Consider the following 15111-nt stretch of genomic DNA (forward strand, 5'->3'; position numbering starts at 1 on the left):
GCCCGAAAGGCGCCTCTTCGTCCGCCTGTGTCACCCGGCCGTAACCCGTGGGGCCCGGTCGCGTCCCGGGGGCGGCACGAATCGATAACGGCCACGAGAAACCCCGCCCTCTCCCCGTCTACGCGCGTTACTGTGCGCCGAAATCGCCCCTCGGAACGGCCTGTTGGGGAGCCGCGCCGGAGGCGTCACATTGGGGAATGCGGGCCGGTGACGGCGCCGTGGGGATGAAGGGTGCTCGCTGTGCGTCTCATATCTCGAAGGACCAGGTTCACCCGGGCGGCGGCGGCCGCCGCGGTCGTGGCGCTCGCGGCCGCCGGCTGCGGCGAGTCGAGCACCGGCTCCAAGGCCGGTGAGAAGGAGTCCGGCAAGTACTCCGGGAAGGGCATCGGCCTGGCGTACGACATCGGCGGCAAGGGCGACCAGTCCTTCAACGACGCCGCGTACGCCGGTTTCCAGAAGGCCGACAAGGAGTTCGGCATCGGCGGTCGGGACGTCGAGCCGCAGGACGGGGAGTCGGACGCGGACAAGGTCCAGCGCCTGACCCAGCTCGCCCAGTCGGGCTACAACCCCGTGATCGGCGTCGGCTACATCTACGCGCCGGCCGTCAAGGAGGTCGCCGCGAAGTTCCCGAACATCACGTTCGGCATCATCGACGACGAGACCGTGGCGGCGAAGAACGTCGCCGACCTGGTCTTCCACGAGGAGCAGGCCTCCTACCTGGCCGGCGTCGCCGCGGCGAAGGCCTCCAAGAAGGCGCACATCGGCTTCATCGGCGGCGTGGACATCCCGCTCATCCACAAGTTCGAGGCCGGCTACGTCCAGGGCGCCAAGTCGGTAGACCCGGCCATCAAGATCGAGTCGCAGTACCTGACCGAGACGCCCCAGGAGGGCGGCTTCTCCAGCCCCGACAAGGGCAAGGCGGGGGCGAGCGGCCAGATCGAGGCCGGCGCGGACGTCATCTACCACGCGGCCGGTCTCTCCGGCCAGGGCGTGATCTCCGAGGCCGCCGGCAAGAAGGCGTGGGCCATCGGCGTCGACTCCGACCAGTACTCCCAGACCTCGCTGGCCGCCTACAAGGACCACATCCTCGGCTCGGCCCTGAAGAACGTCGGCGGCGCGGTCTACGACCTGGCCAAGTCCGTCTACGAGGGCAAGCCCCTGTCGGGCGTGGTCCGCGGCAGCCTCTCCAACGACGGCGTCGGTTTCGCCGACACCAACCCGAAGTACAAGGCCATGACGGACGTCGTCGACGCCGTGGACAAGGCCAAGAAGGACATCATCGACGGCAAGGTCACCGTCAGCACGAAGTAAGCCGCCCAGAACCGTCTCCCGGCCGTGGCGACGCCGGCCGGCCCCGGCCCTGACCGGGTGACGTCGCCCCGCCGGCCCGGCCGCGACCGGGGGCGTCGACCGGTGATCCGCCCCTGGACCGCTGACGCCGGCGGGCCGGCCCGCCCCTCGACCGGGGGACGCCGGTCGCCGCCCGGTCCTTGACGGGGGCACGCCGGTCGGCCGGCCCGGTCCTTGGCGGGGACGTCGGCCGGTGGGCCGGCCCGGCCCTGACCGGACGATCCCGGCCGTCGGACACGTCCCTCAGCCGGCCGAACCGCCCGCCCAGCCCTCAGCACCGCCCTGCCCGCAGTACCGGCCCTGCCCGCCCGCCCCTCACTCCAGGGCGAGCGAGCGGGGCCGCCCGCGTCCGCACGGTTCGCAGGGCCTCGCCCGCCGCCCCCGCCGTCCCCACTCCGCTTCCCCCACCCCGACACGGCGCGATCCCGCCCGTCGGCGTGCTCCGCCCCCCCCGCCTACGTCCATTAAGGGCGTCCTCGCAGACCAGCGGCCCTGGCCTCCCGCAAGCGGCGCCCCCGGTCCGTAGGCTGGAGCGCAAACTGTGGCCACAGCTCGATAACGGACCGGACAGAAGGGTTTTTCCGTCTGGTCTACGCGCGTTACGCTGCGGCGGAACCAGCGCCTGGTATGGGCGCTTGCACAAAGGAGTCTCGTTCCATGCGCCGGGTGTCCCGTATCGCGGTTGCTGGTGTTGCTACCGCAGCCTTCGCCGTCACCGTTTCCGCTTGCGGAAGCTCGTCCACGTCCTCCTCCTCCAGCGACGACAAGAACCTGGGCCTCGCGCTCGCGTACGACGTCGGCGGCAAGGGCGACCAGTCCTTCAACGACGCCGCCACCGCGGGCATGGAGAAGGCCGACAAGGAGTTCGGCTACAAGTCGACCGCCGTCGAGCCGCAGGACGGAGAGTCCGACGCCGACAAGGTCCAGCGCCTGGAGAACCTCGCCAAGCAGGGCTACAACCCGGTGATCGGCGTCGGCTTCGCCTACGCGCCCGCCGTCAAGGAGGCCGCGGCCAAGTACCCGAAGACGACCTTCGGCATCGTGGACGACGAGCAGACCAAGGCCGACAACGTGGCCGACCTCGTGTTCTCCGAGGAGCAGGCCTCCTACCTGGCCGGCGTCGCCGCCGCCAAGGCGACCAAGTCCAACGTGGTCGGCTTCATCGGCGGTGTGGACGTCCCTCTGATCCACAAGTTCGAGGCCGGCTACAAGCAGGGCGTCACGGACACCAAGAAGGGCGTCACGGTCAAGTCGCAGTACCTCACCGAGACCGCGGCCGAGGGCGGCTTCTCCAGCCCCGACAAGGGTGAGAGCGCCGCCGAGGGCCAGATCGACGCCCGTGCCGACGTGGTCTACGCCGCGGCCGGCCTCTCCGGCCAGGGCGTCATCAAGGCCGCCAACGCCAACAAGGTGTGGGCGATCGGCGTCGACTCGGACCAGTACAAGCAGGACGCGCTCAAGGCGTACAAGGACTCGATCCTGACCTCGGCCATGAAGAACGTCGAGGGCGCCGTCTACACGCTGGCCAAGTCGGTCGAGGACGGCAAGCCCGCCACCGGTGTGGTCCGTGGTGACCTCGCCAACGGCGGCGTGAGCCTGGCGAACTCCAACCCGACCTTCGCCGGGAACAAGGAGATCCAGGACGCCGTCAAGAAGGCCCAGGAGGGCATCAAGAACGGCACCATCAAGGTGAAGACCTCCTGACCGACCTCCACGACCGTGTCGTAGGCCTGTCGATCCCGGCGAGAACTGTCGAAGGCATGGCCGAAGAAGCGCTGTAATGACAGCGTGACGACCTCGGAACGGGATGCGGGGACGATGACTCCCCGCGTCCCGTTCGCGCGGCAGAATGCTCGGAACGGATTGAGGATCGATCGAGAGATCGATCAAGATCGATCAGGTCCGGGCACTATTTAAAGCAGGGGCGCTACGCGCGTAGAGTGGCCCCTTTCCCGAGGAGAGTGCGCCATCGACGCGTCCAGCAGCCCTCCGCTCACCGCCCCGTCGACCGTCGCGGTAGAGCTCGCGGGCATCACCAAGCGATTCCCCGGTGTCGTCGCCAACCACGACATCCACCTGAGTGTCGGCAAGGGCACCGTGCACGCCCTCGTCGGCGAGAACGGTGCCGGCAAGTCGACCCTGATGAAGATCCTCTACGGCATGCAGAAGCCGGACGAGGGCACCATCGCGGTCGACGGCGAGCAGGTGAGCTTCTCCAGCCCCGCGGACGCCATCGCGCGCGGGATCGGCATGGTCCACCAGCACTTCATGCTCGCGGACAACCTGACCGTCCTGGAGAACGTGGTGCTCGGCAGCGAGAAGCTGCACGGCATCGGCGGCGGCGCCCGCCGGAAGATCAAGGAGATCTCCGACCGCTACGGCCTCGGCGTACGCCCCGACGCCCTGGTCGAGGACCTGGGTGTCGCCGACCGCCAGCGCGTGGAGATCCTCAAGGTCCTCTACCGCGGCGCCCGCACCCTCATCCTCGACGAGCCCACCGCCGTCCTGGTCCCGCAGGAGGTCGACGCCCTCTTCGCCAACCTGCGCGAGCTGAAGTCCGAGGGCCTCTCCGTCATCTTCATCTCCCACAAGCTGGGCGAGGTCCTGTCGGTCGCCGACGAGATCACGGTCATCCGGCGCGGTACGACGGTCGGCACGGCCGTTCCCGCCGAGACCACCCCCCGCCAGCTCGCCGAGATGATGGTCGGCAGCGAACTGCCCACCCCGGAGACCGCCGAGTCCACGGTCACCGACAAGCCCGTCATCCGGGTCGAGAACCTCACCGTCTACGCCGGCGGCGGCGCCTCCCTGGGCGTGGAGTCCGAGCCCGTGGGCCCCGGCTCCCTCGTCGAGGCGTCCGGCGTGGTCAAGAAGGTCCTCGACGACGTCACCTTCACCATCCACGCCGGCGAGGTCATGGGCATCGCCGGCGTCGAGGGCAACGGCCAGACGGAACTCATCGACGCCCTGATCGGCACCAAGGACGCCGACTCCGGCACCATCGCCTTCCTCGGCGAGGACATCACGCCCTGGCCGACCCGTAGGCGCCGCGAGTCCGGCGTCGGCTATATTCCCGAGGACCGCCACCGCCAGGGCCTGCTCCTGGAGGCCCCCCTCTGGGAGAACCGCATCCTCGGCCATGTCACCGAGGCCCCCAACGCCAAGGGCTTCTGGCTCAACCCCAAGGGCGCGCAGGCCGACACCCGCCGGATCGTCGAGGAGTACGACGTCCGCACCCCCGGCATCGACGTCACCGCCGCCTCCCTCTCCGGCGGCAACCAGCAGAAGCTGATCGTCGGCCGTGAGATGAGCCACAACCCCAAGTTCCTGATCGCCGCCCACCCCACCCGCGGTGTGGACGTCGGCGCGCAGGCCCAGATCTGGGACCGCATCCGCGAGGCTCGCCGCGAGGGCCTGGCCGTGCTGCTGATCTCCGCCGACCTGGACGAGCTGATCGGCCTGTCGGACACCCTCCGGGTGATCTACGACGGCAGGCTGGTCGCCGACGCCGACCCGGCGACCGTCACCCCCGAGGAACTCGGCTCGGCCATGACCGGCGCCGCGTCCGGGCACCTCGAGCACGTCGAAGAAGAAGCCGCCCCGGAGGACGAGGCCCGATGAAGAAGTTCGACAAGGAGCGCCTGCTCCTCGCGGTGGCCGGCCCGGTCATCGCGCTGGTCTCGGCGATCCTGCTGACGTCGATCGTGCTGATCGCCTCCGGCAAGAACCCGTTCGAGCCGTACCGGCTGATGCTGGAGCAGGCAGGTTTCTCCGACGTCCAGGTCCTGATCGTCAACCAGGCCTCGCTGTACTACATCGCCGCCCTCGCGGTCGCCCTCGGCTTCCGCATGAACCTGTTCAACATCGGCGTCGACGGCCAGTACCGGCTGGGCGCCATGATGACCGCGGTGGTCGGCGCGCACGTGGCGCTGCCGTCCTTCCTCCAGGTTCCGCTGCTGCTGCTGGTCGGCGCGCTCACCGGCGCCATGTGGGCGGGCATCGCGGGCATCCTCAAGGTCACCCGCGGTGTCAGCGAGGTGGTCGCGACGATCATGCTCAACGCGATCGCCACCAGCCTCATCGGCTACCTCACCCTCCGCGAGAACTTCGGCGTCCTGGTCGGCGACAACGTCACCACCGGCGTCATGAAGGACTCCGGCTGGGTGCCCGGCATCAGCCTCGGCCAGGACGTCGGCGAGATCTACGGCCTGGTCTTCCTCGCCATCGCGCTCGGCGTCGGCTACTGGATCGTCCTCAACCGCACCCGCTTCGGCTTCGACCTGCGTGCCACCGGCGAGTCCGAGACCGCCGCCGCCGCCTCGGGTGTCAACGCCAAGCGCATGGTCCTCACCGCGATGCTGATCTCCGGCGCCGTCGCCGGCATCTCCGGCCTGCCGCTGCTGCTCGGCGACGCCCACACCTACAGCCTGAGCTTCCCGGCAGGCCTCGGCTTCACCGCCATCGGCATCGCCCTGCTCGGCCGCAACAACCCGGGCGGCATCGCGCTGGCGGCCCTCCTGTGGGCCTTCCTCGACAAGACGTCCCCCGCCCTCGACTACGCCACCCCGGTGGCGTACGAGAAGGAGATCGCCACGATCATGCAGGGCCTGATCGTCTTCGCGGTCGTCATCTCCTACGAGGCCGTACGCCAGTGGGGTCTGCGCCGCCAGCAGAAGCTGGTCGGCGCCGAGCTGGCCGCGGCCGCCAACAACAACGCCAAGAAGGAGGTGGCGGCCTGATGTCCACCGCGACCATCGCCAAGCCGCAGGCGAAGCAGCCCGGCAAGGGCGGCCGCCGCATGTCTCTCCCGGTACTCCTGCTGATCATCGCGGGCGTGCTGGTCCTCACCTCGATCGTCCGCCTGATCTCCGGCGCGGACGGCATCACCTCGACCGGCCAGATGTCCACCGCGCTGCGCCTGGCCGTGCCGATCGGTCTCGCCGGCCTCGGCGGCCTGTGGGCCGAGCGGGCGGGCGTCGTCAACATCGGCCTCGAGGGCATGATGATCCTCGGCACCTGGTTCGGCGCTTGGGCCGGCTACCAGTGGGGCCCGTGGACCGGCGTCGCCTTCGGCATCATCGGCGGCGCACTCGGCGCCGTTCTGCACGCCGTCGCCACCGTGACCTTCAACGTCAACCACATCGTCTCCGGCGTGGCGCTGAACATCCTGGCCCTGGGAACGACCCGCTACCTGTCGAAGTTCACCTTCGAGGACGCCCCGCAGGGCTCCTCCAAGCAGTCCCCGCCGATCGAGTCGCTGGGCACCTTCGACATCCCTGGCCTGTCCGGCTGGCTGGAGACCCTCAACGGCAAGCACTGGTTCCTGGTCTCCGACATCGCCGGCCTGGTCGGCGGGCTGGTCACCAACCTCTCCCCGCTGACCGTCGTCGCGGTCGCGCTCGTCCCCGCGACCTGGTGGGTGCTCTGGCGGACCGCCTTCGGCCTGCGCCTGCGCTCCTGCGGTGAGAACCCGGTGGCCGCGGAGTCCCTGGGCGTCAACGTCTACAAGTACAAGTACATCGCCGTGATCATCTCGGGCGGTTTCGCCGGCCTCGGCGGCGCCTTCCTGTCGATCGTCGCCTCCAACGTGTACCTCGACGGCCAGACCGCGGGCCGCGGCTACATCGGCCTCGCCGCGATGATCTTCGGCAACTGGATGCCGGGCGGCCTCGCCCTCGGCGCGGGTCTGTTCGGCTACACCGACAGCCTCAACCTGCGCGGCGGCACCACCAACGTGCACGCCCTGATCCTGCTCCTTGCGATCCTGCTGGTGTTCGGAGCGGCCTACCTGGCCTGGAGGAAGAAGTACGTCCCCGCCGTCGCCACCCTCGTGATCTCGGCCCTGATGTTCTTCTGGTACACCAGCGTGGACGAGGTCCCGCGCCAGGTCGTCTCCGCGGCCCCGTACCTCGTCACCCTGCTGGTGCTGTCGCTCTCCGCGCAACGCCTGCGCATGCCGAAGGCCGACGGTCTGCCCTACCGCAAGGGACAGGGCAAGTGACCCCGGCCGCCGCCACCGTCGACTGGGACGCCCTGCGCGAGCTGGCCCGCGAGGCCATGCGCCACGCGTACGCCCCCTACTCGGGTTACCCCGTCGGCGTGGCGGCCCTGGTCGACGACGGCCGTACCGTCTCGGGCTGCAACGTCGAGAACGCCTCCTACGGCATCGGCCTGTGCGCCGAGTGCGGCCTCGTCTCGGAGCTACAGCGCACCGGCGGCGGCCGTCTCACACACTTCACCTGCGTCGACGGCCGGGGCGAGATCCTCGTCCCGTGCGGCCGCTGCCGCCAGCTGCTGTACGAGTTCGGCGGCCCGGAGCTGCTGCTGGAGACGCCGGCCGGGATCCTGCCGCTGGCGGAGATGCTCCCCCAGGCCTTCGGCCCGGACCACCTCACCAAGTGACTCCCGTGCGGCCCCTCTGACTCGCGTGAACCGGGCAGAGGGGCCGCACACTTTCGCGCACCATCTTCTGCACCTCGGAAGGAAAGCCATGGCCATGGACGCCATCTCCGTCATCCGCACCAAGCGGGACCGCGGCGAACTCAGCGACGGACAGATCGACTGGGTCATCGACGCGTACACCCGTGGCGAGGTCGCCGACGAGCAGATGTCCTCGCTCGCGATGGCGATCCTGCTCAACGGCATGAACCGCCGCGAGATCGCCCGCTGGACGGCCGCGATGATCGCCTCCGGCGAGCGGATGGACTTCTCGTCCCTGTCCCGCCCGACCGCCGACAAGCACTCCACGGGCGGCGTCGGCGACAAGATCACCCTGCCGCTGGCCCCCCTGGTGGCGGCCTGCGGCGCGGCGGTCCCGCAGCTCTCGGGCCGCGGCCTCGGCCACACCGGCGGCACCCTGGACAAGCTGGAGTCCATCCCCGGCTGGCGCGCCCTTCTCTCCAACGAGGAGATGCTGGACGTCCTCGACACCACCGGCGCCGTGATCTGCGCGGCGGGCGACGGTCTGGCCCCCGCCGACAAGAAGCTCTACGCCCTGCGCGACGTCACCGGCACGGTCGAGGCCATCCCCCTGATCGCCTCCTCGATCATGTCGAAGAAGATCGCAGAGGGTACGGGCTCCCTGGTCCTGGACGTGAAGGTCGGCACCGGCGCCTTCATGAAGACCATCGAGGACGCGCGCGAACTGGCCTCGACGATGGTGGGCCTCGGCACCGACCACGGCGTCAGGACCGTCGCCCTGCTCACGGACATGTCCACCCCCCTGGGCCTCACCGCGGGCAACGCCCTGGAGGTCCGCGAGTCGGTGGAGGTCCTCGCGGGCGGCGGCCCGGCGGACGTCGTCGAACTGACCCTCGCCCTGGCCCGCGAAATGCTGGACGCGGCGGGCGTGAAGGACGCCGACCCGGCGAAGGCCCTCGCCGACGGCTCCGCGATGGACGTCTGGCGCCGCATGATCACCGCGCAGGGCGGCGACCCGGACGCCCCCCTCCCCACCGCGCGCGAACAGCACGTCATCAAGGCCCCGGCCACCGGCGTCCTCACCCGCCTCGACGCCTACGGCATCGGAGTCGCCGCCTGGCGCCTGGGCGCAGGCCGCGCCCGCAAGGAGGACCCGGTGCAGGCGGGCGCCGGCATCGAACTCCACGCCAAGCCCGGCGACAGGATCACCGAGGGTCAGCCCCTGCTCACCCTGCACACCGACACCCCGGACCGCTTCCCCTACGCCCTGGAATCGGTGGAGGGCTCCTACGACATCGCGGCCCCGGGCACGAGCTACGAGGCGGCCCCGGTGGTACGGGAGCGCATCGCCTGACGGTCTCCTTTCCCGCCGGCGCCGACTGCGTCCGGCCCGGCCGGCGATCCCCCCTTCCGAGGAGCTGGAGGGCGGGGCCGTGACGGGCGAGCGGGGTCCGGGGGCGGCAGCCCCGCGGGGACGATGGGGGTTCCCCCTCTCGGGCGGAGCCGAGAGGGGGAAGGGAAGAAAGGGGCGGCGGGGGCGGGGAAACGGCGTTCTGCCCGTCCCTCGCGGCGAGGGGGGGCGAGGTGACCACTGATCCCCCACTCCTCACGCGAACGGGCCCCCCTCGCCGAAGGCAACCGCCGCGAACCGCTCACCCATCCGCCGATGAGTCACCGCGTCCGGATGCAACTGATCAGGCAGCGGCAACTCCTCGACGTCCCCCTCCCCGTACAGCTCGCGCCCGTCGAGGTAGTACAGCTCCGGATCATCGGCACTCCGCTCCCCGACGATCCGCGCCAGCTCCTCCCGGATGATCCGCAGGGTCAGCTTCCCGCCCGCCACCTCCGCGGGATCTCCCATGGGCACGAACCGCAGCACCCCCTTCTCCAACCCTTCGAGATCCGGTGCACTGGGCCCGGGCGTCTCCTCGTGCATGGGGCACAGGACGGGCGAGACGACGAGCAGCGGCGTATCGGGGTGGCCTTCCCGGACGGTGTCGAGGAACCCGTGCACGGCGGGCCCGAAGGCCCGCAGCCGCATCAGATCCGCGTTGACGAGGTTGATCCCGATCTTGACGCTGATCAGATCGGCCGGGGTGTCCCGCAGTACGCGCGCGACGAAGGGGTCGAGCAGAGCGCTCCCGCCGAGCCCCAGATTGACCAGCTCCACCCCGCCTGTCCCGGCGGCGACCGCGGGCCAGATGCCGGTCGGGCCGGCCGCGTCCGTCCCGTGACTGATGGAGCTGCCGTGGTGCACCCAGACCCGACGCCCCGGGGCGCCCGCCGGTTCCACGGGCGCGTCGGTACGCAGCGCGACCAGCTCGGTGGTCTCGTTGTGCGGCAGCCAGATCTCGACGTCCTTGGCCCCCTCGGGCAGGTCGGTGAACCGGAGTGTGCCGGGTCGACCGGGCCGGCGTTCGGACGTCCCCGCGACCATGTCGACGGTCAGGACGTGTCCCGCCGCGACGGTGCCCTGCCCGGCCGGCCGGCCGTCGACGAGCAGGTCGTAGAGCCCGTCCGGCCGGGCAGGGGCGCCCACGTAGTGCCGCTTGGTGGGCAGGGTGTCCAGCTCGATGGCGGTGGCCCGGGTACGGAACGCCAACCGGACGCCGGACGGCTGGGACTCGGCCATGGCCAGCTGCTCGTCGGCGCCCTGGGCGCGGGCCCAGGCGGGCAGCCGGTGCGGCAGCAGACCGTGCTCGGTGCGTTCGGTCTCAAGGGCCCCGCGCAGGAGTTCGGCGGTGAGGGGGGTGGTGGTCCAGTGGATCTCGGGAGACATCGCTTCACCCTGCGTTTCGACGGTTCGTGACGGTGGTCGAGCCCTGGTCCCTGCCCGCCCCCGGTGCCGTGACGGGCCAGTTCCGCAGAAGCGCGTCGAGGGCGTCGAGGACGCGGGACCAGGACTCCTGGGAGTCGGGGGCGCTGTGACTGAAGCCGCCGGCCTGTTCGAGGCTGACGTACCCGTGGAAGACGCTGCCGAGCAGCCGCACGGCGTGGGTCTGGTCCGGTTCGGCGAGGTCGTAGCCCCGCAGGATGGCCCGGGTCATCTGGGAGTGGCGTGCCCCGGCGCCGGCCGCGGCCGCTTCCGGGGTGAGCCGGAACTGGGCGGCGGCGTAGCGGCCGGGATGATCGTGGGCATAGTCGCGGTAGACGTCGGCGAGGGCGATGAGGGCGTCCTTGCCGGAGCGGCCGGCCAGCGCGGCGGAGCCCCGGTCGGCCAGCTCCTCCAGGGCGAGCAGCGCGATCCGCGTCTTCAGGTCGTGCGAGTTCTTCACATGCGAGTACAGGCTCGCGACCTTGACGTCGAACCGGCGGGCCAGCGCCGAGACGGTCACCTGGTCGAAGCCGACCTCGTCGGCCATTTCCGCGCCCGCCCGGGTCAGCCGCTCCGGAGTCAGGCCTACGCGCCCCATGACATCGCTCCACGTCCTCTCGCCAGACAGGAAGGGTCAGTCTGCATCTGGCTAAAGGTTTTAGGCAAACGGGTACATGGCATAGCGCAACGGCGACGATGAGTTACCCGGACCCGCCCGGTCTACCCCCCGTGGATGCGACGACACCCCCCGTACTCAGCCTGGCCGCTCCCCTCTCCCGGAGCCGCGTGGCGGGACTCTGCGACGAGGTGCGGACCCTGCTGAAGGGCGCTGGGGGCGCGGTGGTCGTGTGCGACGCGGCCGGGCTCGGGGCGTCGGGGCTGACGGCCGTCGATGTGCTGGCGCGGCTCCAGCTGGCCGCCCGCCGGGCCGGGGGGCGCATACGCCTGCGCGCCCCCGACCCGGCGCTACTCGCCCTGCTCGACCTGGCCGGGCTCCGCTTCGAGGTGGAGGGGAACCCCGAACAGCGGGAACCACCGCTCGGTGTCGAGGAAGAAGTGGAATCCGGTGAGGCGGCCGTCTGAGATCTCCAGCACCTGCACCGCCCAGGGCGTGTAACCGCCCTTCTCCGGATCAGGCTTGTACTGCGCGAAGCCCGGCAGACCGTTGACCTGGACCGGCAGCAGACGTGACCCCTCGCAGGCCGAGCCCATCGTGGTCATGAAGCCCGCGATGTCGTCGTGGCCGGTCAGCCACAGGTCGAACGGCGGCATCGTCATGATGGCGTCCTCGTGGAGGAGCGCCGTCAGCGCCGACATGTCGTACCCCTCGAAGGCCGCCACATAGCGCTCCAGGAGCTTGCGCTGCTCCTCGTCCAGCGGATCGGAGACGGCCGCCTGCGCTCCGGAGTCGGCGCGCTCGGCGAGCGTCGCGCGGGCCCGCTGGAGAGCGCTGTTCACCGAGGCGACCGAGGTCTCCAGCAGTTCGGCGACCTCGCTCGCCCGCCACGCCAGCACCTCGCGAAGAATCAGCACGGCCCGCTGCTTCGGCGGCAGTTGCTGGAGCGCGGCCATGAACGCCAGCCGCACCGACTCCTTGGCGACGGCCGCCTCCGCCGGGTCCTCCACCGTGGGCAGCACGCGCGCGTCGGGCATGGGCTCCAGCCAGGTGTTGTCCGGGCGGGGGGAGAGCGCCGCCCTGGCGAGCGGGGTGGACTCGGAGAGGTCCATCGGGCGGGCCCGCTTGTTGCCCGCGTTCAGCATGTCCAGGCAGACGTTCGTCGCGATGCGGTAGAGCCAGGACCGCAGGCTGGAACGGCCCTCGAACCTGTCGTAGCTCCGCCAGGCACGCACCAGGGTGTCCTGCACCGCGTCCTCGGCCTCGAAGGAGGAACCGAGCATGCGGTAGCAGTAGCCCGTCAGCTCGACCCGGTGCCTCTCCAGCCTGACGTCGAGGTCGTCCACCGTCGCCGTACTGTCACTCATCGTCGTCCACCCACCCCTGTGGCCGTTCTGTCACGCGCCTGTGCGCCCCAGTACTTCGGAAGCTACCGCAGCCCACTGACAATGGCGCTCCGAGACGACAGGGCAGCAGGTCAGGAAGGGTGGTGAGGTGGTGGGTCGCTCCGGGGAGGGGCGTCCGGGACGGGGGAGACCTCAGTGCGCGGCGGCGGCCGGCGGCTGCGGCTTCCGGCGCGCCGCCCGCGTCCCGAACACCGTGACCGTCACGACGCCGAGCACCGCCAGGACGCCCACGCCGACCGTCCCGGCCCAGCCACCCGCGTGGAACGCCGTCGCGCCGACCGTGCTGCCCGCGCTGGAGCCGATGTAGTACGCCGACTGGTAGAGCGCCGAGGCCTGGGCGCGGCCGGTCGTCGCCGTCCTGCCGACCGCCGAGGACGCCACCGCGTGCCCCGCGAAGAAGCCCGCCGTGATCAGCACCAGACCCAGCAGGACCAGAGGCAGCGAGTCGGCGAGGGAGACCAGCAGACCCGTGGCCGTGGTGCCGGCCGCCAGGTACAGGGCCCCGCGCCGGCCCAGACGGCCGACCAGCCGGCCCGCCGTCGACGCGGACACCGTGCCCACCAGGTAGACCAGGAAGATCGAGCCGACGATGCCCTGCGGCAGCGAGAACGGCGCCTCGGTCAGCCGGTAGCCGATGACCGTGTACACCCCGCCGAAGACGGTCATGAACAGCGCGCCGATCGCGTACAGGCGGCACAGCAGCGGGTCGGCCAGGTGATCGCGGACCGTACGGGCCAGCACGCGCGGGCGCAGCGAACCGGGCGTGAAGTGCCGCGGCGTCGGCAGCAGCAGACGGAACGCGATCGCACAGGCCACCGCGACCGCGCCGATCACACCGACCGCCGCCCGCCAGCCCCACTCCTGCGCCACCCAGCCGGTGATGACCCGGCCGCTCATCCCGCCGACGCTGTTGCCCGCCACGAACAGGCCGATCGCGGTGACCAGCGCCCGTGGACGGACCTCCTCCGCGAGATAGGCGGTGGCGGACGCCGGCAGACCGGCCAGCGCCGCCCCTTGCAGGCCCCGCAGCACCACCAGGGTGTCCAGCGACGGCGCGAAGGGGACCAGCAGTCCCACGCCCACCGCGACCGCCAACGAGCCGGTCATCACCGTACGGCGGCCGTAGCGCTCCGACAGGGCGCTCATCGGCAGGACGAACAGGGCCAGCCCACCCGTGGCCGCCGCCACCGTCCAGCTCGCGTCGCTCGCCGCGACCCCGAACTCACCGGAGATCAAGGGCAGGAGCGCCTGCGTGGAGTACAGCAGGGCGAAGGTCGCCACCCCGGCCAGGAACAGGGCGAGACTCATCCGGCGGTAGCCGGGACCGCCCGGAGCCATCCGGGAGTCGGAGAAGGAAGAGGGGGCGGAGGGGGCGGGGGCGGAGGAGGCGGCGGAAGCGGACGGGCCGGCGCCCACGGTGGTGGACGCCCCGGTACTGGCGGGAGACATGCCTCGAACCTAGGGACCGCCCCGCTCATCCGTCCAATGCACGGAATCGCCATAATCGTTCCCATGGCGCATCAGCTGAGGTCACAGGGCCAGCTGTCACCGTCCGGTGACACAGAAGGCATCGTCACACTGCTCGCCCCGCGGCTCGCGTACTTCGCGGGTGTAGCCCGCACCGAGCACGTCACGCGAGCCGCGCAGGAGATGCAGGTCCCACAGTCGACCCTGTCGCGGGCCATGGTCCGCCTCGAACAGGACCTGGGCGTCGACCTCTTCGCCCGCCGCGGCCGCACGGTCTCCCTCACCCCCGCCGGACGCACCTTCCTCACCTCCGTCGAACGCGCCCTCGCCGAGGTCGAGCGCGCGGCCGACGAGGTGCGCGCCGACGCCGACGCGGCCACCGGCAAGGTCGCCTTCGGCTTCCTGCACACCATGGGCGCCGAGACCGTCCCCGGCCTGATCCAGGCCTTCCGCGCCGACCACCCCCGCGTCCGCTTCAGCCTCGTCCAGAACTACGGCGAGGCCATGCTCGAGCGGTTGCGCGCGGGCGAACTGGACCTGTGTCTGACCTCGCCGGTCCCGGACGCCCCCGACCTCGTCGGCCGCCGCCTGGACGAACAGAAACTGCGCCTCGTCGTGCCTGCCGACCACCGCCTGGCCGCCCGCCGGCGCGTCCGCCTCGCCGAGGCCGCCGACGAGACCTTCGTGACCCTGGAACCCGGCTACGGTCTGCGCCGCATCACCGACGACCTCTGCCAGGAGGCCGGCTTCCGCCCGCGGATCGCCTTCGAGGGCGAGGAGGCGGAAACCCTGCGCGGCCTGGTGGCCGCGGGCCTCGGCGTGGCCCTGCTGCCACCCCCCGCCGTCCCCCGTCCCGGCGTGGTCGAACTGACGGTCACGGCCCCGCGAGCGGCCCGCGAGATCGGCGTGGCCTGGCTGGACGGCCACCCGGACACGCCCCCGGTGGCAGCCTTCAAGAAGTTCCTGCTGTCCAGAAGGGGCCACCTGCTGCCGTAGCGGGCGCGCGCTCCCCGCCGGGACAGGAGCCGGCGCCGCGG

At 71.2% G+C, this 15111-nt stretch carries 13 protein-coding genes; 9 read left to right on the forward strand and 4 right to left on the reverse strand.

Annotated elements, in window-relative coordinates:
* Positions 1–249: 249 nt before the first annotated feature.
* The 7 genes from ACZ5Y0_RS04520 to ACZ5Y0_RS04550 all read left to right on the forward strand — a co-directional run bounded on the left by ACZ5Y0_RS04520 (position 250) and on the right by ACZ5Y0_RS04550 (position 9124).
* Positions 250–1311, forward strand: a complete 1062-nt coding sequence (locus tag ACZ5Y0_RS04520) for a BMP family lipoprotein (RefSeq protein WP_469127504.1) — start codon at positions 250–252, stop codon at positions 1309–1311.
* 696 nt (positions 1312–2007) lie between these two features.
* Positions 2008–3054, forward strand: coding sequence for a BMP family lipoprotein (locus tag ACZ5Y0_RS04525; protein WP_469127122.1), 1047 nt, complete (start codon positions 2008–2010; stop codon positions 3052–3054).
* Between the two features lie 264 nt (positions 3055–3318).
* Positions 3319–4971, forward strand: coding sequence for an ABC transporter ATP-binding protein (locus ACZ5Y0_RS04530; RefSeq protein ID WP_469127505.1), 1653 nt, complete (start codon positions 3319–3321; stop codon positions 4969–4971).
* Positions 4968–6089, forward strand: a complete 1122-nt coding sequence (locus tag ACZ5Y0_RS04535; protein WP_469127123.1) for an ABC transporter permease — start codon at positions 4968–4970, stop codon at positions 6087–6089. Before ACZ5Y0_RS04530 ends, ACZ5Y0_RS04535 begins: the two co-directional genes overlap by 4 nt.
* The gene (locus ACZ5Y0_RS04540; protein ID WP_469127124.1) at positions 6089–7351 is read left to right on the forward strand and encodes an ABC transporter permease; all 1263 of its coding nucleotides are present in this window, start codon (positions 6089–6091) and stop codon (positions 7349–7351) included. Before ACZ5Y0_RS04535 ends, ACZ5Y0_RS04540 begins: the two co-directional genes overlap by 1 nt.
* Positions 7348–7752, forward strand: coding sequence for a cytidine deaminase (locus ACZ5Y0_RS04545; protein ID WP_469127125.1), 405 nt, complete (start codon positions 7348–7350; stop codon positions 7750–7752). Before ACZ5Y0_RS04540 ends, ACZ5Y0_RS04545 begins: the two co-directional genes overlap by 4 nt.
* 94 nt (positions 7753–7846) lie before the next feature.
* A complete protein-coding gene (locus ACZ5Y0_RS04550) occupies positions 7847–9124 on the forward strand; it encodes a thymidine phosphorylase (protein WP_469127126.1) in 1278 nt (425 codons plus the stop codon).
* A gap of 252 nt (positions 9125–9376) precedes the next feature.
* On the opposite strand, the gene ACZ5Y0_RS04555 is transcribed toward ACZ5Y0_RS04550, so the two are convergent.
* A complete protein-coding gene (locus ACZ5Y0_RS04555) occupies positions 9377–10549 on the reverse strand; it encodes an SGNH/GDSL hydrolase family protein (protein WP_469127127.1) in 1173 nt (390 codons plus the stop codon).
* Positions 10550–10553: 4 nt separating this feature from the next.
* Positions 10554–11183, reverse strand: a complete 630-nt coding sequence (locus ACZ5Y0_RS04560; protein WP_469127128.1) for a TetR/AcrR family transcriptional regulator — start codon at positions 11181–11183, stop codon at positions 10554–10556.
* A 98-nt stretch (positions 11184–11281) separates the two neighbouring features.
* Between ACZ5Y0_RS04560 and ACZ5Y0_RS04565 the strand changes: the two genes are divergently transcribed.
* Positions 11282–11668, forward strand: coding sequence for an STAS domain-containing protein (locus ACZ5Y0_RS04565; protein WP_469127129.1), 387 nt, complete (start codon positions 11282–11284; stop codon positions 11666–11668).
* On the opposite strand, the gene ACZ5Y0_RS04570 is transcribed toward ACZ5Y0_RS04565, so the two are convergent.
* Positions 11552–12568 carry a sigma-70 family RNA polymerase sigma factor gene (locus ACZ5Y0_RS04570; protein WP_469127130.1) on the reverse strand — a complete coding sequence of 339 codons (1017 nt, stop codon included), beginning with the start codon at positions 12566–12568 and terminating at the stop codon, positions 11552–11554. The genes ACZ5Y0_RS04565 and ACZ5Y0_RS04570 overlap by 117 nt on opposite strands.
* A gap of 171 nt (positions 12569–12739) precedes the next feature.
* A complete protein-coding gene (locus tag ACZ5Y0_RS04575) occupies positions 12740–14056 on the reverse strand; it encodes an MFS transporter (protein ID WP_469127131.1) in 1317 nt (438 codons plus the stop codon).
* Between the two features lie 63 nt (positions 14057–14119).
* On the opposite strand from ACZ5Y0_RS04575, the gene ACZ5Y0_RS04580 reads away from it, so the two are divergent.
* A complete protein-coding gene (locus ACZ5Y0_RS04580; RefSeq protein ID WP_469127132.1) occupies positions 14120–15070 on the forward strand; it encodes a LysR family transcriptional regulator in 951 nt (316 codons plus the stop codon).
* The last annotated feature ends 41 nt before the right edge of the window (positions 15071–15111 follow it).

Source organism: Streptomyces sp. NPDC033216 (assembly GCF_055577115.1).

Bases quoted from the DNA above. Each gene is read 5' to 3' on its own strand.
- ACZ5Y0_RS04540 (WP_469127124.1), top strand. From the start codon at position 6,089: ATGTCCACCGCGACCATCGCCAAGCCGCAGGCGAAGCAGCCCGGCAAG.
- ACZ5Y0_RS04550 (WP_469127126.1), top strand. From the start codon at position 7,847: ATGGACGCCATCTCCGTCATCCGCACCAAGCGGGACCGCGGCGAACTC.
- ACZ5Y0_RS04580 (WP_469127132.1), top strand. From the start codon at position 14,120: ATGGCGCATCAGCTGAGGTCACAGGGCCAGCTGTCACCGTCCGGTGAC.
- ACZ5Y0_RS04565 (WP_469127129.1), top strand. From the start codon at position 11,282: ATGAGTTACCCGGACCCGCCCGGTCTACCCCCCGTGGATGCGACGACA.
- ACZ5Y0_RS04560 (WP_469127128.1), bottom strand. From the start codon at position 11,183: ATGGGGCGCGTAGGCCTGACTCCGGAGCGGCTGACCCGGGCGGGCGCG.
- ACZ5Y0_RS04525 (WP_469127122.1), top strand. From the start codon at position 2,008: ATGCGCCGGGTGTCCCGTATCGCGGTTGCTGGTGTTGCTACCGCAGCC.
- ACZ5Y0_RS04575 (WP_469127131.1), bottom strand. From the start codon at position 14,056: ATGTCTCCCGCCAGTACCGGGGCGTCCACCACCGTGGGCGCCGGCCCG.
- ACZ5Y0_RS04570 (WP_469127130.1), bottom strand. From the start codon at position 12,568: ATGAGTGACAGTACGGCGACGGTGGACGACCTCGACGTCAGGCTGGAG.
- ACZ5Y0_RS04555 (WP_469127127.1), bottom strand. From the start codon at position 10,549: ATGTCTCCCGAGATCCACTGGACCACCACCCCCCTCACCGCCGAACTC.
- ACZ5Y0_RS04535 (WP_469127123.1), top strand. From the start codon at position 4,968: ATGAAGAAGTTCGACAAGGAGCGCCTGCTCCTCGCGGTGGCCGGCCCG.